Origin of the sequence: Herbiconiux sp. VKM Ac-2851, assembly GCF_013205105.1 — a bacterium.
Lineage (GTDB): Bacteria > Actinomycetota > Actinomycetes > Actinomycetales > Microbacteriaceae > Herbiconiux > Herbiconiux flava.
The window spans coordinates 143242-159969 of record NZ_JABMLJ010000003.1 but is presented as its reverse complement, the minus strand read 5'-3'; the positions used below and the strand labels follow the sequence as shown (position 1 = coordinate 159969).

The window sequence follows — 16728 nt, the reverse complement described above, 5'->3', positions numbered from 1 at the left end:
TTCCCGTCAGGACTCGTCGAGCACCGCCCCGTTCGTCGCGACCAGCCGCTGATACCAGAAGAAGCTGTCCTTCCGGACGCGGTCGTACGACCCGTTGCCCAGGTCGTCCGCGTCGACGTACACGACGCCGTACCGCTTGGTCATCTGCGAGGTCGAGGCGCTGACGATGTCGAGCCCGCCCCACGCCGTGTAGCCGAGCAGCTCGACGCCGTCGGCGATCGCCTCCCGCACCTGCCGGAGGTGCTGCACGAAGTAGTCGACGCGGTAGGGGTCGTGCACGGCTCTCGTGTCGGGGGTGCCGGCCGCCGCATCCGCCGCCGAGCCCTCCAGCACGTCGGTCGCGCCCAGACCGTTCTCGACGATGAAGAGCGGGATGCCGTACCGGTCCCACAGGTCGTCGAGCACGTAGCGCAGGCCCTCGGGGTCGAAGTGCCAGCCCCACTCGGTGGTGGGCAGGTGCGGGTTCTTGATGGTCGAGAACAGGTTGCCGCCCGTCGCGCCGTACTTCTCGGGCGACACCGACGAGACCAGGCTCATGTAGTAGCTGAACGAGAGGAAGTCGACGGTGCCCTCCGCCAGAAGCGCCTCGTCGCCCGGCTCCATGGCGACGTCGATGCCCTGGTCCCGCCAGAAGCGGCGCACGGTGCCCGAGTAGCGTCCGCGCACCTGCACATCCGTATGGAACAGGTTCAGGTTGTTGTCGAACTGCGCCTTCACTACGTCGGCCGGGTCGCTCGACGCCGGGTAGTGCGCCATCCGGGCGAGCATGCAGCCCACCCGCGCATCCTCGTCGAGCTCGTGCACGAGCCGCGCGGCCAGGGCACTCGCCACGAACTGGTGGTGCAGCGCCTGGTAGGAGGCCTGCCTCGGGTCGACGCCGGGCGCAGGCTCACGCTCGATCACCCCTCCCCCGGTGTACGGCTCGATCACCGTGGTGTTGATCTCGTTGAAGGTGAGCCAGTACCGCACGAGGCCGCGGAACCGGGTGACGATCGTGCGGGCGTACCGCTCGAAGTGCCCGATCACCGCCCGGTTCGTCCAGCCGCCGTACTCGGTCACGAGGTGCAGCGGCATCTCGTAGTGCGACATCGTCACGACCGGCTCGATGCCGCGCTCGCGCAGCCGGCTGAAGAGGCGCTCGTAGAACAGCAGCCCCTCCTCGTTCGGCTCGGTCTCCACCCCGGTCGGGAAGATGCGCGACCAGGCGATCGACATCCGCAGCGCCGAGAGGCCGAGCTCGGCGAAGAGCTCGACGTCGCCCTCCCAGCGGTGGTAGAAGTCGCTGCCCGAGCGCTTCGGGTAGCCGGCCGCGCCGGGGGTGGCCGCCGCCTCGGCGATGGTCTCGTCGCTCGCCTTCATCAGCGCGCTGATGTCGACGTAGTCGCGGGCGGTGCGGAACGGGATGACGTCGGCCTGCGACAGTCCCTTGCCGCCCTCGTCGAAGCCGCCCTCGACCTGGTTCGCGGCGAAGGCGACCCCCCAGAGGAACCCCTCGGGGAACGGCCCGGTCGCTCCGTGCGGGGCCGGGTCGGTCGCGGTCCGAGGCGCGGTCGCGGTCTCAGGCACGGTCTCGGTCGCGGTCTCGGTATCAGGCGCGGTCGCGGTCACCGGCGATTCCGGATGCGCGGTCTCGGCGCTCATCGAACGGCCCCCTCGGTGGCGCCGACCGGCTCGCCGGTCGCGGCGGGCGTGACGCGGATCAGCGCGTCGCCCGACCGCACCGGGCCCGTCGTGCCCGGGTCGATGCCGTAGTCGCCGGAGTTCGTGATCACGATCACGCTCAGCGGATCATTGGTGCGGCTGATCGCCTCGAGGTCGAAGTCGAGCAGCCGATCGCCGACTAGCACGCGGTCACCGGCGGTGACGCGGCTCTGGAAGCCCTCGCCCTTCAGAGCGACGGTGTCGAGCCCGACGTGGATCAGCACCTCGATGCCCGAGTCGCTGCGCAGCCCGATGGCGTGCTTGGTCGGGAAGACCGTCACGACCTCGCCGTCCACCGGGGAGTCGACGATGCCGACCATCGGGCGGATCGCCGTACCGTCGCCGACCAGGCGCTTGGAGAAGGTGCTGTCGGGCACGTCGTCGAGCGACACCAGCTCACCGGTCATCGGCGACGAGACGATCTCACCGAGCAGCCGGGCACCGGAGGTCGCGGCCGTGGCGGAGGGACGAGCATCCGGAATCGACGCGGCCGCAGCAGGCATCACGGCACCAGTACCCGCACCCGCAGCCGCACCTGCACCCGCAGCCGCACCCGCCTGGGTAGGCGTCGAAGCCTTCGCCGCCCCCGTCGCCGTCTCGGCCGTGCGCGCCAGGATCGACTCGTCGACCCCCAGCACCATCGCGACCACGGTCGACACCACGAACGCCACCGCGATGCCGACGATCGCCCAGATGAACGTCTCGCCCACGAGGCCGGGGAGCCCCGGCAGTCCACCGTTGCCGGCGAGCACGTAGGCCTTCACGCCGAGGCCGAGCGAGATCGCTCCGCCCACGCCGGCGCCGGCCATCGAGGCGATCAGCGGGCGCCGCAGCGGCAGCGCGAGCCCGTACAGGGCCGGCTCGGTGACGCCCATCAGCGCCGTGAAGGTCGTCGAGAGCGAGAGGGCCTTGACCTGCGAGTTCTTCGCGCGCAGGAAGACACCGAACACGGCACCGGCGGTGGCGAAGGTCTGCACGTAGGTCAGCGGCAGGAACTTGTCGAAGCCGAGCGTGGCCAGGTTCTGCAGGATGAACGGCACCAGCGCGTAGTGCATGCCCGTCATGATGATCAGCGGCAGCAGTGCACCGATCACGAAGCCGGCCGGCGCCCCGCCGTTGTCGAGAGCCCAGTTGATGCCGCCCGCGATGCCGTTGCCGACGAAGGTGCCGAGCGGGCCGAGGGCGACGAGCGTGATGGGGGCCACTACGACGAGGGTCAGCATGGGCACGACGGTCAGCTTCAGGAACGAGGGGATGACCCGGGTGAGCCCGCGCTCGACCCACGACATCAGGTACACGCCGAGCAGCACCGGGATGACCGAGTACGAGTACGACACGTTCGTGACCGGGATGCCCAGCAGCCCGACCGGATCGCCCGCCCCGAGCAGCGCGGTCAGTGCCGGGTAGACCAGCACGGCGCCGAGCGAGCCGGCGACGTAGGGGTTCGCGCCGAGCTTGCGGGCGGCGGAGATCGCGACGATCACCGGCAGGAAGAAGAACACCGCGTCGGCGATGGCCGAGAAGATCAGGAAGGTCTGCGACTGCGGGTCGACCCAGCCGAAGGCGTTGATCAGCGCGAGCACACCCTTCAGCAGACCGGCACCGGCGATGGCGGGCAGGATGGGCGCGAAGGTGCCCGAGATGAAGTCGAGGAAACGGGCGAAGGCGCGCTTGACCGGGTTGCCGGTGGGCTCGACAGGGTCGGAGCCCGAGGCACCGGACGGGCCCGCGCCGTCGGCCCCCTCGGCGGGCGCGAGCCGCGGCAGCTCGGCGACGATCGCGCGGTACACGTCGGGGACGTCGTTGCCGATGACCACCTGGTACTGGGTGCCGGCGTCGTTCACGCCCATCACGGGCGCGATCGCCTGCAGCGCGCCCTGGTCGGCCTTCGCGTTGTCGCGCAGGCCGAAGCGCAGGCGGGTGACGCAGTGGTACAGCGAGGAGATGTTCTCCTCGCCGCCGACCGCCGCGATGATCGCGGCGGCGTCTCGTTCGTACTTCATGGAACTCTCCTCGATAGAGAATCCCGGCTTCACGCGGTTGCCCTGACGCGGCTTCGGATTCGGTGTGACTGTTCGGTTTCGGTGGGACGGATGGAACGGGTGGGACGGATGGGACGGATGGAACGGTTCGCGCGGACTACAGGAAGTTGGCGATGTGCAGCCCGAGGTAGACCTTCTCGGAGGCGCTCATCGCGTGGCCGTGACTGCGCATCACGAAGGCGTCGACCTTGTCGACCGACACGAACGCCGCCGGCTTCTGCGTGCGCAGCAGCTGCAGCAGCTCGGCGTCGTCGCGCTGCACCGACTCGCCGAGCAGCACGCGCTGGGCGAAGAAGCGCACGTGGGTCACGAAGCGGAGGTAGGCCGGATCGTCGTCGCGGTAGTCGAGCCCGAAGTGCAAGCGCACGATGTCGAGCACCGAGCGGGTGAGCTCCATCATGCGCGCGGCGCTGTCGGCGGCGCCGCCCACCTGCGCGTTGATCACGTGCAGGGCGATGCTCGTCGCCTCCTCGGCGGGCAGCTCGACGTCGAGCCGGTCGTTGAGCTCGGCGACGGCGCTGCGGGCGAAGGCGTACTCGCTCGGGTAGAAGCGCTGCACCTCCACGGCGAGCGGCACCGTGAACTGCTCGCCCGAGCGCACGCGCTGCACGGCGAAGGAGAGGTGGTCGGCGAGGGAGGCGTAGAGGCTGTCGCTGATCTTCGCCGTCAGTTCGGCGCGGGCCCGGGTCACGAGGTCTGCCGTGGCCGAGAGCACCTCGGCCGGCACGCTCCCGACGATCGAGGCGAAGTGCCGGCTGGCGGCGTCGTCGTCGAGCCGGAAGATCTTCTCGATCATCGACTGGTCGATCGTGTCACCCGGCTTCGACGCGAAGCCGATGCCCCGCCCGAAGACGATGACCTCCTGCAGGGAGTCGTCGAGCGCATCGACGACGCTGTTGTTCAGCACCCGCCGCACGATCATGGCTTCGCCTCGCACACATTCACTCCTAGGGACACTCGTGCTGTCGTCGACGTCGAGAGCAGCTGCGGTGTTGCCTGCGGGAGCAGTGACAAGCCACGAAGACGGTATCACGCCCAGCTCAGAGCACGAAGTCGGGCTTCACCGTCCAGGCCGTCCGCTCCTCGAGGCGGGTGAGCAGCGCGAGCGCGGCGATCTTGGCGTGGTCGTCGCCGAGCTCCGAGTACACGTCGAGAGCGAGCGGCGGCGGCTCGCCGAACTTCGGGATCTCGACCTCGACCCACGCACCGCCCGGCAGCAGCACCTTCGGACGCACCGTGCCCGGGTCGCTGACCACCGCATCCGTCGCCAGGGCCACGATCGCCAGGGCGTCGAGCTTCGTGACCGCGTCGCGCACGACGAGGGTGGCGCAGTAGAGGGGCATGGCGCCAGCCTAAGCAAAAAGCGCCAGGCCCGAAGGTCTGACGCTCTGCTCGCGCAACGGCGAGGCGGAAGCCTCGGCGCTACTTCTTGTTGCGACGCTGGTGGCGAGTCTTGCGAAGCAGCTTGCGGTGCTTCTTCTTCGCCATGCGCTTGCGTCGCTTCTTGATTACAGAACCCACACAGACCTCACACGTTTCGGGGATGACCGCACGAGAACGGCGGCCAGGGGCAGAAAGAGCCTCGGAGAAGTGTAGCAGTCGCCGTCAGGCGGTGTCGGCGATGTGGTTCTTGAGGGCCACGGCGACCGCCGACTCGGGCACCCGGAAGGAGCGGCCGAAGCGGATGGCAGGCAGATCTCCGGCGTGCACGAGACGGTAGACCGTCATCTTCGACACCCGCATCATCTCGGCCACTTCGGCGACGGTGAGGAACTTCACGTCGCCGAGCTCGGACGAGGAGGTGGTCATGGCGAAACTATAGTGCGCCGGGAGGCCCCACGGGAACGGCTAGCGGCGGAGCTTGGAGACCAGGTCTTCGGTGACGGACTTGACCGCGTGCGAGGTCTGCGCCGCCCGCCGCCCCACGTTCTGGCCGAAGGTCGCCGCGGCCGAGCGCACGGCGTCGGAGGCGTTGTCCCAGAGGGCGTCCTCCTCGGCGGTGTCGAAGTCGGCGGAGAGGAAGGGGATCAGCCAGTCCTCGACGTCTTCCAGCGGCGCGACGTCGATCTTGTAGAAGCGGTGCTGGCCCTCCTCGCGCACGGCGACGAGGCCGGCGTCGCGCAGCACCTTGAGATGCTTCGACACGGTCGGCTGGCTCAGCTCGAGGTGGCCGACGAGCTCCGAGACGCTGTACTCGCCCTCCGAGGCCCCGGATGCGGTGGCCGACTCCTCGGAGACGTAGCGCTCCAGCAGCAGCGACAGCAGCTGACGCCGGGTCGGGTCAGCGATCACGGAGAAGATGTCGGCCATGCGACCAGGGTAGTGGGCAGGGCCCGGATCCGCGCCAAACCCGCCGCTGCCGACGCAGGCCGCCGAGTAGCATTGCTGCGGTGAGCGCCCGCACCCTCCCGGCACGACCCAATCCGTTCAATCGGAGTGCCACTCTGGCGGGTCGCATCCGCGACGGCATGCGGGAGTTCTCGGAGAACTCGCCCTCGCGCTTCGCGATCCTCATCTTCGCGGTGCTCATCCTGATCTTCACGATCCTGTTCTCGCTGCCCATCGCAGCGACCGACGGGAAGATGACCCCGCTGGCCGACGCCCTCTTCACGGCGGTCTCGGTGATCTGCGTGACGGGCCTGTCCACGGTCGACATGGCCACCCACTGGTCGGCCTTCGGGCACACCATCGTCTACATCGGTGTGCAGATCGGCGCTCTCGGGGTGCTGACGCTGGCGAGCATCCTGGGCCTGGCCATCTCACGCAAGCTCGGCCTGCGCGCCCGGCTGATCGCCGCCAGCGACACCAACCCGCTGCGCATGCACCACGGCCCGGTCGCCGAGGGGCAGGCCGTGCGGCTCGGCGAGATCGGCTCGCTGCTCTCGACCGTCGCCATCAGCGCCCTGGTGATCGAGGCGCTGCTGGCCGCACTCCTCTTCCCCCGGATGCTCATCGACGGCATCCCGCTCGGCGAGGCCGTCTGGCACAGCTTCTACTACTCGGCCATGGCGTTCACGAACACCGGGTTCTCGCCGAACGCCGAGGGCCTGACGCCCTTCGCCGACGACTACTTCTTCCTCGGCGTACTGATGCTCGGCGTGGTGCTCGGCGCCATCGGCTTCCCCGTGATCTACACGCTCTCGCGGAGCCTGCGGGCGTGGGGCATCCGCCGGCGCACCGGACGCGTGCACGGCACCGAGACGCGGGTGCGCTGGTCGGTGCACGTGAAGCTCACCATCGTCACGAGCCTGCTGCTGATCGTGATCGGGGCGGCCCTCTACATCGCCCTGGAGTTCGACAACCCGAAGACCTTCGGGCAGCTCGACGCCGGCGACACCGTCTTCCAGAGCTTCTTCCTCTCGGTGATGACGCGGTCGGGCGGTTTCTCGACGATCTCGATCCCCGACCTCAACGGCTCGAGCCTGCTCGTCACCGACATGCTGATGTTCATCGGCGGCGGCTCGGCCTCGACAGCGGGCGGCATCAAGGTGACGACGCTGGCGGTGCTGTTCCTCGCCGCGTTCGCCGAGGCACGGGGTGTGCACGACATGGAGTCGTTCGGGCGCCGCATCCCGGGCGACGTGCTGCGCCTCGGTGTGTCCGTGGTGCTGTGGGGGGCCACCACGGTCGCGGTGTCGAGCATCCTGATCCTGCAGATCTCGAAGGCCTCGCTCGACTTCGTGCTGTTCGACGTGATCTCGGCGTTCGCCACCTCGGGGCTGACGACCGGTCTCACCGCCTCGCTGCCCGACGCGGGCGTCTACGTCATGGCCGCCACGATGTTCATGGGCCGCGTTGGTACAGTGACACTCGCCGCCGCCCTGGCGGCCAGCCAGCGGCAGCAGCTCTACAAGCGCCCGGAAGAGAGGCCCATCGTTGGTTGATCGCATCAGACACGACGCGCCCGTGCTCGTGATCGGCCTCGGCCGGTTCGGCGCGGCGACCGCGGGCGAGCTCGACCGGCTGGGCCGTGAGGTGCTCGCGATCGACGAGGACGAGCGGCTCGTGCAGAAGTGGTCCGAGCGGGTCACCCACACGGTGCAGGCGGATGCCCGGAACGTCGAGGCCCTGCGCCAGATCGGGGCCCCCGAGTTCCAGATCGCGGTGGTCGCGGTGGGATCGTCGATCGAGGCCTCGGTGCTGATCACGGCGAACCTCGTCGACCTCCGGGTGCCGCAGATCTGGGCGAAGGCGATCTCGCGCTCGCACGGCAAGATCCTCGAGCGCATCGGCGCCAACCACGTCATCTACCCCGAGGCCGAGGCCGGCGAGCGCGTCGCGCACCTCGTCTCGGGGCGCATGCTCGACTTCATCGAGTTCGACGACGACTTCGCGCTGGTGAAGATGTACCCGCCGAAGCCGATCCGCGGCCTGAACCTCACCGAGTCGGGGGTGCGGTCGAAGTACCACGTCACCGTCGTGGGCGTGAAGAGCCCGGGGAAGCCGTTCACGTACGCGACCGAGTCGACCGTGGTGTCGAACCACGATCTGATCATCGTGTCGGGGAAGTCGTCGGACATCGAGACGTTCGCGGCGCTCGGGAACTAGCCGGCTGCGGATTCGGCTGCGGCTGCGGCCTCAGCCGAAGAGGCCGAGGCCGATCGCGGCGTCGCGGGCCAGCAGGAAGCCCACGATCCCGACGATCCACGCGGTGGTCGAGGCGGCGTGGGTGCTCAACCAGTCGCTGAGCCGCCGCAGCACGGGCTCGACCGCCCGGGCCGCCACCGTGCGCACGACGAGCAGCACGAGGGCGGGCGCGATCATCACCGCGCAGTAGCCCGCGATCACGAGCCCAGAGGCGGGCCAGTCGACTCCAGATGCGCTGACCAGCCCGATCCCGGCGAGGTAGGGCAGCATCGACCCCACCTCGATAAGCGCCGCGGCGAGCGCCAGCAGCACGAGGCCGCCGCTCCTCCCCTCCCCCATCGCCTGCTCGCGCCACCGGGACAGGCGACCGGGCCCCGTCGAGGCGGCCGCCGCCCTGCGCTTCGGCGAGTCGATCCAGAAGCTGCCGACGAGCAGGGCCAGCCCGAGCACCAGCTCGGCGATCCGCACGCCCGGCAGCTCGATCAGGCGCGCGGGGTCGGCGCCGCCCAGCGCGCTCTGCAGCCACGTCGTACCCGCGAGGAGCAGCAGCCCGACGCCGAGGTAGAACGCCGCGACGGTGCCGAGGAAGACGATCACGCGTCCCGGTCGCACTCGTCCGGGAGCGAGCATCAGCCAGAGGGGGATGACCAAGGTGCCGAAACTCGTGCTGTCGATCAGAGCCAGCACCGCGAGGGTGCCGAAGAAGGTGGGAGTCATGGGTTCACGCTCGCGCACCGGCGCGGCACGGGCATCCGTCGAAGGAGGTGTCTCGGGCCATCGCGCCGCCCCGCCTCCACCCTTCGGAGGATGTCCCGGTGCACGGCGGTGTGATGGGATGACGGCATGACGAACCGCCCCGACGACAGCCGGCCCGGCTCACCGTCCGCCGCCCGCCCGGATGCGGCGACTCCCTCCCGCCGTGTGGCGGGAGCGGTCGGGGCGATCGCGGCCGCGCTCCGCCGGGTCGACGCCCGCGTGCGCGCCGAGCCGCGGCTGGAGGACGGCATCACGGCCGCCGCCGTCTTCGCGCTGGGGGCGGGGCTGATCGCCGTCGGCGTCACCGGCACCTGGTCGGACGCCCCGTCGCTTGTCGAGACCCCCTGGGCGCACCTCGCGCCGCTCGCCGTCGCGTGCGCGGCCATGCTGGCGAAGCGGCGGCATCCGCTCGCCATGCTGCTCGTCGGGGTCGCCGCGACGGTGGCCGACGGGATGCTCGGCGGCAGCATCGGCGTCGTGCTCGCCCTGTTCGACCTGCTCTTCGCGGCGTGGCTGTTCACCACCGTCGCCGGGCGGCGGCTGATCACGCGCACGGTCATCGTGGTGCTGGTGGGGATCACGCTCGCCTCCGCGCTGTCGGGGGCGCCGCCGCGGGTGACCGTGCTGCTGGTGCTGCAGGCGGTGGCGCTCGTCGTGCTGCCGCTCTGGTGGGCCGCGAACGTGCAGCAGAAGAGCGAGCTGGCCGAGCTCGCCGAGGAGCGGGCGCGGCTCGAGACCTCGCGCGCCGACGCGCTCGCGCGGGAGGCGGAGGCCCTGCGCCTGGTCGCCTCCGTCGAGCAGGCGGAGGCCGTACGGGACGAACGGGCGCGGATGGCGCGGGACCTGCACGACACGATCGCGGGGCAGGTGTCGGTGATCGCGATCCAGGCCGAGGCGAGCCTGGCGCAGGCGCCCGACCCGGCGCGCGACCGGCGGACGCTCGCCGTGGTGCGGGAGTCGGCGCTCGAGTCGCTGGGCGAGATGCGGCAGCTGATCGGGCTGCTGCGGGGCGCCGAGGCCGATCCGTGGGCGACGGCGCCGGGGCTCGAGGGGCTGGGGGCCGTGATCGAGCGGGCGCGGCGGTCGGGGGTGTCCGCCTCGGTCGCCGGGGGTCTCGACTTCGCGCGGGTGGGGCCGCCTCCGGCCGCCGAGCAGGCCGCGGTGCGGATCGTGCAGGAGGCGCTGGTGAACGCGGGGAAGCACGCTCCGGGGTGCTCGGCCGCGGTGTCGGTGCGGCGGGCGGAGGGGCCGGACCGGTTGGTGGTGGAGGTGCGGAGTTCGTTGGTGGGGGTGGGTTCGGGTGGTGCCGGCGCTTCTGCTCCCGGGGTTTCTGGTGCTGCTGCTTCCGGGCTCAGTGCTGCGGTCGCTTCCGGGCCGGTTTCTGCGCACTCCGGGGGCGTGGGCATCGAGGCGATGCGCGAGCGGGCGGCCGCGCTCGGCGGGTTCGCCGTGATCGGGCGGCACGACGGCGAGTGGCTCGTGCACGCCGAGCTGCCGACCACGCGGCTGCGGGGCGGAGCGTGACGGGCATCCGGGTGCTCCTCGTCGACGACCACCCGATGATCAGGAGCGGGCTGCGCGCGATGCTCGAGACCGACCCGGCCGTGGTGGTCGTCGGCGAGGCGGGCGACGGCGACGAGGCCGTGGTCGAGGCCCGGCGCCTGCGGCCCGACGTGGCCCTGGTCGACGTGCGGATGCCCGTCCGCGACGGCATCGACGCCACCCGCCGCATCACGGCGGAGGGCCTGGCCGCGGTCATCGTGCTGACGACGTTCGACCTCGACGAGTACGTGTTCGGGGCGATCCGGGCCGGGGCGGCGGGCTTCCTGCTCAAGTCGACGGATGCGCGCACCCTCCTCGAGGCCGTGCACCGCGTCGCGGCGGGCGAGGGCATGCTCTCCCCGGCGGTGACGCGGCGGGTGCTGGACGCGGTGGCAGGCGGGGCCCCCGCTGCCGCCTCGCTCGCCGCTGCCTCGAACGCCCGGGCTCTTGACCCCGACTTCGACGAGCTCACCCCGCGGGAGCGCGACGTGCTGGGCTGTCTGGCCGAGGGGCTCGGCAATCAGGCCATCGCCACGCGGCTCGTCATCACCGAGACCACGGCGAAGTCGCACGTCAGCCGGGTGCTGATGAAGCTCGGATGCTCGTCCCGGCTGCAGGCCGCCGTGCTCGCCCGCGACGCCGGCTTCGCCCCCTGACCCGCGCCTCTCAGCCGGCGGCGAGCTCGCGGGCCCGCGCCAGGGCGGCGTCGGTGGCGCGGCCGAAGAGCTCGGGCAGTCCCGCCTCCTGCAGCACCGCGACAGCGCGCTCCGTCGTGCCCTTGGGGCTCGTCACCTGGATGCGCAGCTCGGTCGGCGTCTTCCCCGACGCCGCGAGGAGCTCGGTGGCGCCTGCGAAGGTGCCGTTCACGAGCTCGTCGGCCTGGGCATCCGTGAACCCCTTCTGCACAGCGGCCTCGGTCAGCGCTTCTATCAACAGATAGACGTAGGCGGGCCCCGACCCGGAGATCGTGCTGAGAGCATCGAGCTGGCTCTCCGGAACCTCGACCACCGTCCCCACGGTCTCGAACAGGCGGCGCACCAGCGCGAGGTCGTCGTCGCTCGAGCGGGTTCCGGCCGAGATGCCCGTGACGGCACGTCCCACCACCGCGGGCGTGTTGGGCATCGACCGCACCACAGACACACCAGAAGGGAGGTGCTCCTCGAATGTCGCCACGGTCACCCCGGCCGCCACGCTCACGACCACGGCGCCGGGCTCCAGCGCATCCGCGATCTCGTCGAGCAGATCGACGACCATCGAGGGCTTCACCGCGACCAGCACGACGTGGGCGCCCGCGACGGCCCGACGGTTCGCCTCGGGGTCGTCGTCGGTCGCGTAGGCGGTCACGCCCGGCGTGCCGGCCAGCTCGGCGGCCTTCTCGGCGCTGCGATTGGTCACGCGGATGGGGCCGTCGACCTCGACCGTCGGCGCGAGCAGCCCGCTCAGGATGGCGCGGCCCATCGACCCGGCGCCGAGCAGCGCGATCGTCGGCAGGGCGAGCGAGGAGGCGGAGGGCTGAGCGTCGGTCATCCCGCCATCCTAGGATTGGCATCACCCCACCGCAGGAAGAAGGTCTCACGTGAGCGCATCGGGCGGCACCAGGGCGATCATCGCGGCCCTGCTGGCCAACGTCGGTATCGCCATCGCGAAGTTCGTCGCGTTCCTCATCTCGGGATCGTCGTCGATGCTCGCCGAGAGCGTGCACTCGCTCGCCGACTCGGGCAACCAGCTCCTGCTCCTGCTCGGCGGCCGCAAGGCCAAGAAGCAGGCCGACCGCGAGCACCCCTTCGGCTACGGTCGCGAGCGCTACGTCTACGCGTTCGTCGTGTCGATCATCCTGTTCTCGGTCGGCGGCGTCTTCGCCGTCTACGAGGGCATCGAGAAGATCTCCCACCCGGAGGAGATCTCGAACCCGATCGTGCCGCTCGCGGTGCTGGTGATCGCCATCGCGCTCGAGAGCTTCTCGCTGCGCACCGCGATCAAGGAGAGCAACCACACCCGCGGGAAGCAGAGCTGGGTGCAGTTCGTGCGCCGCGCGAAGGCCCCCGAGCTGCCCGTCGTGCTGCTCGAGGACACGGCGGCCCTCACCGGCCTCGCCTTCGCCCTCGTGGGCGTCGGCCTCTCGGTGATCACCGGCGACGGGGTGTGGGACGGCATCGGAACGCTCTTCATCGGCGTGCTGCTGGTCGCGGTCGCGGTCATCCTCGGTATCGAGACCAAGAGCCTGCTCGTCGGCGAGGGCGCGACCGACGCCGACCACGAGAAGATCGTTCAGGCGATCGAGTCGACGCCCAAGGTCGACCGCCTCATCCACATCAAGACGCTCTACCTGGGGCCCGACGAGCTGCTCGTCGGCGCGAAGATCGCACTCGCGCCCGACTCCGAGCTGCGCGACGTGGCCGAGACGATCGACGAGGTCGAGGGCCGCATCCGCGAGGTCGTGCCCATCGCCCGTGTCATCTACCTCGAGCCCGACGTCTATGTGCCGCCGGTCGACGTCGAGCTCAACACCTCGGCGATCGTGATCAAGAGCGCCGATTGACCGAGCGCCGAGCGACCGATCAGACGGCCGTGTCGTCCGCCGCTCGCCGCGCTGTCGTCGTGCAGCACCAGGAGTCGGTGCACCTCGGGAACTTCGCTCCCGTTCTCGCCCGACACGGCTACACGATCGATCTCGTCGACGCCTCGGGTCCGGCGGCGGAGTTCGCGGCGGGGCTCTCGCGCGCTCGGGATGCCGAGCTGGTGATCGTGCTCGGTTCCACCGACGGGGTCTACGAGCGCGACCGCCTGGGCTACATCGCCCCCGAGCTCGACTTCCTGCGGGCCCGCCTCGACGCGGAGCGCCCGGTGCTGGGCGTCTGCTTCGGGGCGCAGGCGGTGGCGGCGGCGCTGGGGTCGTCCGTGCATCCGGGGCCCACCGTCGAGGTCGGCTACCGGATCGTCGAGCCCACCGCGGCGGGAGCGGACTCCCCCGTGCGCCACGTCGCCGGCGTGCCCGTGGCCGAGTGGCACGGCGACACCTTCGACCTGCCCGACGGCGTGACTCTGCTGGCCTCGTCGGCCGAGTACCCGAACGAGGCCTTCGGCATCGGCGAATGGATGCTCGCGGTGCAGTTCCACCCGGAGCTGACGTCCGACATGCACGAGCAGTGGCTCGCGGGAGACGAGGCCTACGTCACGGCAGCCGGCTACTCCCCCGCCGCGCTCCGCGCCGAGCGGGCCCAGCACTCGGACGCGATGCAGACCGCCTCGGCCCGCCTCCTCGACGACTACCTCACCCGCATCGCGGCCCTCTGACCAATGGCGTCCTCTGACTGTCGGCGTCCTCCGACCATCGGCTCCCCCTGACAGTCGGCGCCCGGCTCGCACCGCGAGCCCGCCGCCGTCAGGGGCCGCGGAAGAAGTCGGTGAGGAGGGCCGCGCAGCGCTCGGCCTCGACGCCCGCGATCACCTCGACGCGGTGGTTGAGACGGCGGTCGCGCAGCACGTCGTAGACCGAGCCGGCGGCCCCCGCCTTCTCGTCCCAGGCGCCGTAGACCACCCGCGGCACCCGCGCTGAGAGGATCGCCCCCGCGCACATCACGCAGGGCTCGAGCGTGACGACGAGCGTCGCCTCGGTGAGGTGCCAGTCGCCGATCGTCTCGGCCGCCTGGCGGAGGGCCAGCACCTCGGCGTGGGCTGTCGGGTCGTGGCGGGCCTCGCGCTCGTTCCGTCCGACGCCGATCACGGTGCCGGCGGCATCGAGCACGATCGCTCCGACCGGGACATCCCCGGTGTCGAGCGCGGCCCTGGCCTCGACGAGGGCGGCGCGCATCCACTCGTCGAGCACACTCGCGGGCGGCAGCGGCGGGGCGGCGTTCTCGGGCACGGTGCCGCCGTCCTCTCCAGTAGATTGGCCTCATGCGAGTTCACGTTGCCGATCACCCGCTCATCACCCACAAGCTCACCGTGCTGCGCGACCGCACGACACCCTCGCCGACCTTCCGCGCGCTCACCGAGGAGCTCGTGACGCTCCTAGCCTACGAGGCGACCCGCAACGTGAGTGTGGAGCCGATCACCATCCAGACCCCCGTCGCCGAGACGCAGGGCCTCGCGCTGAGCGAGCCGCGTCCGCTCGTGGTGCCGATCCTGCGCGCCGGGCTCGGAATGCTCGAGGGCATGGTGAAGCTGGTGCCGTCGGCCGAGGTCGGCTTCCTCGGCATGGTGCGCAACGAGGAGACCCTCGAGCCCACCACCTACGCCGAGCGCCTGCCCGACGACCTCTCCGACCGCCAGTGCTTCGTGCTCGACCCGATGCTCGCCACCGGCGGCTCGCTCTCAGCCGCGATCGAGTTCCTCTTCGACCGCGGTGCGCAGGACGTCACGGCGATCTGCCTCCTCGGAGCTCCCGAAGGCGTCGCCGCCCTCGAGAAGGCCACCGAAGGACGCGACGTCACCCTGGTGCTCGGCGCCCTCGATGAGCGCCTGAACGAGAAGGGCTACATCGTGCCGGGCCTCGGCGACGCGGGCGACCGCCTTTACGGCCTGGTCTAGTTCGACCGACTCGCACCTGTCCGTCCGCAGCAGTCCAGAGGCTAGCGAAGGGCTGATTAAGAGAGCATTCATCAGGTATTTCTGATAGAATCTCAGTATGGAAACAGACGCCCAGCTCAAGGAGATCGCCAGCGATCTTCAGGGCGTTCTGGGCGCGGCGCGCGGCAGGCTGGCGGGGCTTTCCGACGAGGCCGTGTTGGAGCTGATGGCCGACTTCGAGGCGGTTGCACGGCTGGCGTCGGCCGGGGGCGTGCTCACCGCCGGCGAGGTGGGGGTGCGGTCGCGTCCCGAGCTCGGCGACGAGGGCCTGAGCCGGTCGCAGAACTTCACCAGCCCCGTCAAGCTGGTCTCGAACGTCACCGGTGCGTCGGCGCGGACGTGCAAGGCGCGGCTCGACCTCGGGGGCAAGTTGCGGGGTGCGGTGCTGCTCGGTGGCGGCGAGGGGCCGGCACCGTTCCCGCTCGTCGGGCAGAAGCTGAACGAAGGCGTGCTCGGGGTCGAGGCAGCAGCGGCCATCGTGGGGCGGTGCAACGAACTCGCCGACCGCGGATGCTCGGCCGATGTCGTGGCCGGTGCTGAGGAGACACTGGTCGACCAGACCATCGCGTGCCGATTCACGGCGGATGAGACCGCAAAGCTCGCCATCCACCTGCGCGAGGTGCTCGACCCCGACGGTGCCGAGCCGCGGGACGAGGTGCTGCAGATGCAGCGGTCGCTGACGATCGCGCTGGCGCCGGATGGGATGTACCGAGGGACGATCGCACTCGCCCCCGAGCAGGGCGGAGTCTGGCTGGCCAGCATCCAAGCGATGCAGAGCCCCCGCGTCACGGGGCCCAGGTTCCTAGACGAGGACGAGTGCGTCGCGCAGATGGTGACCGCCGACACGCGCACGCAGGCGCAGAAGAACGCCGACACCGTCACCGAGCTCATCGCCCGCGCTGCCGGGGCCGACGACATGCCGCGTATCAACGGGGCCATCGCCACGGTCAACGTGCACATGACCCTCGACGATCTCGAGAAGGGCCGCGGGGTCGGCTGGATCGACGGCATCGACCAGCCGGTCCCCGCCTCCACCATCGCCCAGCTGCGGTGCTCATCACCGGTCGCGGCGACGCTGTTCGGCGACAAGGGCGAGGTGCTCTACCACGGCAAGGCCAAGCGCCTCTTCACCGCCGCCCAGAACCGGGCACTAGCGGCCCGGGACGGCGGCTGCGTATGGCCCAATTGCGACCGGCCACCCTCGTTCTGCGAGACACATCATGCGAACGAGTGGGTTGCGGACGATCATCCGCCCGGTCGAACTGATATCGACAACGGCGTTCTGCTCTGCCACTTCCACCATTCACACCTGCACAAATCGCCGTGGAAATTAACCATGTACGAGGGTGTGCCTCATCTGATTCCGCCGAGGTGGGTCGACACGGAACAGACACCGATTCCGACCACCCGTCGACGCACCATCCAGCGACCCGCCGCATAGCCAGCCACCGCATCCGAGGGCAAGCGCGAAGCGCGCGGCAGCACACACGGCTGCCGCACGCTGACGCGCTTGCCCGAGATGGTCATGGCT

The 16728-nt window shown here is 70.6% G+C and carries 18 protein-coding genes; 8 read left to right on the top strand and 10 right to left on the bottom strand.

Annotated features, from left to right (window positions below; all coding sequences use genetic code 11):
• Window positions 1–6 precede the first annotated feature (6 nt).
• The 7 genes from HQQ85_RS13705 to HQQ85_RS13675 all read right to left on the bottom strand — a co-directional run bounded on the left by HQQ85_RS13705 (window position 7) and on the right by HQQ85_RS13675 (window position 6053).
• On the bottom strand, window positions 7–1641 hold the full coding sequence (locus HQQ85_RS13705) for a glycoside hydrolase family 1 protein (protein ID WP_173183109.1): 1635 nt from the start codon (window positions 1639–1641) through the stop codon (window positions 7–9).
• Entirely contained in the window at window positions 1638–3704 is a 2067-nt protein-coding gene (locus HQQ85_RS13700) for a beta-glucoside-specific PTS transporter subunit IIABC (RefSeq protein WP_173183108.1), read from the bottom strand. The genes HQQ85_RS13705 and HQQ85_RS13700 overlap by 4 nt, the downstream gene beginning before the upstream one ends.
• Before the next feature lie 136 nt (window positions 3705–3840).
• The gene (locus HQQ85_RS13695; protein ID WP_173183107.1) at window positions 3841–4680 is read right to left on the bottom strand and encodes a PRD domain-containing protein; all 840 of its coding nucleotides are present in this window, start codon (window positions 4678–4680) and stop codon (window positions 3841–3843) included.
• Between the two features lie 103 nt (window positions 4681–4783).
• Window positions 4784–5086, bottom strand: a complete 303-nt coding sequence (locus HQQ85_RS13690; RefSeq protein WP_173183106.1) for a hypothetical protein — start codon at window positions 5084–5086, stop codon at window positions 4784–4786.
• 79 nt (window positions 5087–5165) lie between these two features.
• A complete protein-coding gene (locus HQQ85_RS13685; protein ID WP_003792170.1) occupies window positions 5166–5264 on the bottom strand; it encodes a 30S ribosomal protein bS22 in 99 nt (32 codons plus the stop codon).
• Window positions 5265–5348: 84 nt separating this feature from the next.
• The gene (locus HQQ85_RS13680) at window positions 5349–5552 is read right to left on the bottom strand and encodes a helix-turn-helix domain-containing protein (RefSeq protein ID WP_173183105.1); all 204 of its coding nucleotides are present in this window, start codon (window positions 5550–5552) and stop codon (window positions 5349–5351) included.
• Between the two features lie 39 nt (window positions 5553–5591).
• Window positions 5592–6053: a helix-turn-helix transcriptional regulator gene (locus tag HQQ85_RS13675; RefSeq protein WP_173183104.1), complete on the bottom strand. Its 462-nt coding sequence runs from the start codon at window positions 6051–6053 to the stop codon at window positions 5592–5594.
• A 158-nt stretch (window positions 6054–6211) separates the two neighbouring features.
• Between HQQ85_RS13675 and HQQ85_RS13670 the strand changes: the two genes are divergently transcribed.
• Together HQQ85_RS13670 and HQQ85_RS13665 are read left to right on the top strand one after the other, a co-directional pair.
• Entirely contained in the window at window positions 6212–7627 is a 1416-nt protein-coding gene (locus tag HQQ85_RS13670; protein WP_173183906.1) for a TrkH family potassium uptake protein, read from the top strand.
• Window positions 7620–8291, top strand: coding sequence for a TrkA family potassium uptake protein (locus HQQ85_RS13665; RefSeq protein ID WP_173183103.1), 672 nt, complete (start codon window positions 7620–7622; stop codon window positions 8289–8291). Before HQQ85_RS13670 ends, HQQ85_RS13665 begins: the two co-directional genes overlap by 8 nt.
• Window positions 8292–8321: 30 nt before the next feature.
• On the opposite strand, the gene HQQ85_RS13660 is transcribed toward HQQ85_RS13665, so the two are convergent.
• On the bottom strand, window positions 8322–9047 hold the full coding sequence (locus HQQ85_RS13660) for a GAP family protein (protein WP_173183102.1): 726 nt from the start codon (window positions 9045–9047) through the stop codon (window positions 8322–8324).
• Between the two features lie 126 nt (window positions 9048–9173).
• Between HQQ85_RS13660 and HQQ85_RS13655 the strand changes: the two genes are divergently transcribed.
• Window positions 9174–10610 carry a sensor histidine kinase gene (locus HQQ85_RS13655; RefSeq protein ID WP_173183101.1) on the top strand — a complete coding sequence of 479 codons (1437 nt, stop codon included), beginning with the start codon at window positions 9174–9176 and terminating at the stop codon, window positions 10608–10610.
• A gap of 35 nt (window positions 10611–10645) precedes the next feature.
• Window positions 10646–11284 carry a response regulator transcription factor gene (locus tag HQQ85_RS13650; protein WP_216851797.1) on the top strand — a complete coding sequence of 213 codons (639 nt, stop codon included), beginning with the start codon at window positions 10646–10648 and terminating at the stop codon, window positions 11282–11284.
• A 10-nt stretch (window positions 11285–11294) separates the two neighbouring features.
• Here HQQ85_RS13650 and proC read toward each other — a convergent pair whose 3' ends face one another.
• The gene (gene proC / locus HQQ85_RS13645; protein WP_173183099.1) at window positions 11295–12155 is read right to left on the bottom strand and encodes a pyrroline-5-carboxylate reductase; all 861 of its coding nucleotides are present in this window, start codon (window positions 12153–12155) and stop codon (window positions 11295–11297) included.
• A 49-nt stretch (window positions 12156–12204) separates the two neighbouring features.
• Here proC and HQQ85_RS13640 point away from each other — a divergent pair, with 49 nt between their 5' ends.
• Entirely contained in the window at window positions 12205–13167 is a 963-nt protein-coding gene (locus HQQ85_RS13640; RefSeq protein WP_173183098.1) for a cation diffusion facilitator family transporter, read from the top strand.
• Complete coding sequence (locus HQQ85_RS13635) at window positions 13164–13922, top strand: glutamine amidotransferase (protein WP_216851750.1); 759 nt, start codon at window positions 13164–13166, stop codon at window positions 13920–13922. The genes HQQ85_RS13640 and HQQ85_RS13635 overlap by 4 nt, the downstream gene beginning before the upstream one ends.
• An 88-nt stretch (window positions 13923–14010) precedes the next feature.
• Here HQQ85_RS13635 and tadA read toward each other — a convergent pair whose 3' ends face one another.
• Window positions 14011–14439 carry a tRNA adenosine(34) deaminase TadA gene (tadA, locus tag HQQ85_RS13630; protein WP_173183904.1) on the bottom strand — a complete coding sequence of 143 codons (429 nt, stop codon included), beginning with the start codon at window positions 14437–14439 and terminating at the stop codon, window positions 14011–14013.
• 86 nt (window positions 14440–14525) lie between these two features.
• On the opposite strand from tadA, the gene upp reads away from it, so the two are divergent.
• Both upp and HQQ85_RS13620 read left to right on the top strand, forming a co-directional pair.
• The gene (gene upp / locus HQQ85_RS13625; protein ID WP_173183097.1) at window positions 14526–15158 is read left to right on the top strand and encodes a uracil phosphoribosyltransferase; all 633 of its coding nucleotides are present in this window, start codon (window positions 14526–14528) and stop codon (window positions 15156–15158) included.
• Between the two features lie 97 nt (window positions 15159–15255).
• On the top strand, window positions 15256–16638 hold the full coding sequence (locus tag HQQ85_RS13620; protein WP_173183096.1) for an HNH endonuclease signature motif containing protein: 1383 nt from the start codon (window positions 15256–15258) through the stop codon (window positions 16636–16638).
• The last annotated feature ends 90 nt before the right edge of the window (window positions 16639–16728 follow it).

Excerpts from the sequence above, each read along its gene's own strand:
- HQQ85_RS13675 (WP_173183104.1), bottom strand. The coding sequence starts at position 6,053 with ATGGCCGACATCTTCTCCGTGATCGCTGACCCGACCCGGCGTCAGCTG.
- HQQ85_RS13705 (WP_173183109.1), bottom strand. The coding sequence starts at position 1,641 with ATGAGCGCCGAGACCGCGCATCCGGAATCGCCGGTGACCGCGACCGCG.
- upp (WP_173183097.1), top strand. The coding sequence starts at position 14,526 with ATGCGAGTTCACGTTGCCGATCACCCGCTCATCACCCACAAGCTCACC.
- HQQ85_RS13660 (WP_173183102.1), bottom strand. The coding sequence starts at position 9,047 with ATGACTCCCACCTTCTTCGGCACCCTCGCGGTGCTGGCTCTGATCGAC.
- HQQ85_RS13690 (WP_173183106.1), bottom strand. The coding sequence starts at position 5,086 with ATGCCCCTCTACTGCGCCACCCTCGTCGTGCGCGACGCGGTCACGAAG.
- HQQ85_RS13650 (WP_216851797.1), top strand. The coding sequence starts at position 10,646 with ATGATCAGGAGCGGGCTGCGCGCGATGCTCGAGACCGACCCGGCCGTG.
- HQQ85_RS13620 (WP_173183096.1), top strand. The coding sequence starts at position 15,256 with ATGGAAACAGACGCCCAGCTCAAGGAGATCGCCAGCGATCTTCAGGGC.
- HQQ85_RS13670 (WP_173183906.1), top strand. The coding sequence starts at position 6,212 with ATGCGGGAGTTCTCGGAGAACTCGCCCTCGCGCTTCGCGATCCTCATC.
- HQQ85_RS13680 (WP_173183105.1), bottom strand. The coding sequence starts at position 5,552 with ATGACCACCTCCTCGTCCGAGCTCGGCGACGTGAAGTTCCTCACCGTC.
- HQQ85_RS13700 (WP_173183108.1), bottom strand. The coding sequence starts at position 3,704 with ATGAAGTACGAACGAGACGCCGCCGCGATCATCGCGGCGGTCGGCGGC.
- proC (WP_173183099.1), bottom strand. The coding sequence starts at position 12,155 with ATGACCGACGCTCAGCCCTCCGCCTCCTCGCTCGCCCTGCCGACGATC.
- tadA (WP_173183904.1), bottom strand. The coding sequence starts at position 14,439 with ATGCGCGCCGCCCTCGTCGAGGCCAGGGCCGCGCTCGACACCGGGGAT.
- HQQ85_RS13655 (WP_173183101.1), top strand. The coding sequence starts at position 9,174 with ATGACGAACCGCCCCGACGACAGCCGGCCCGGCTCACCGTCCGCCGCC.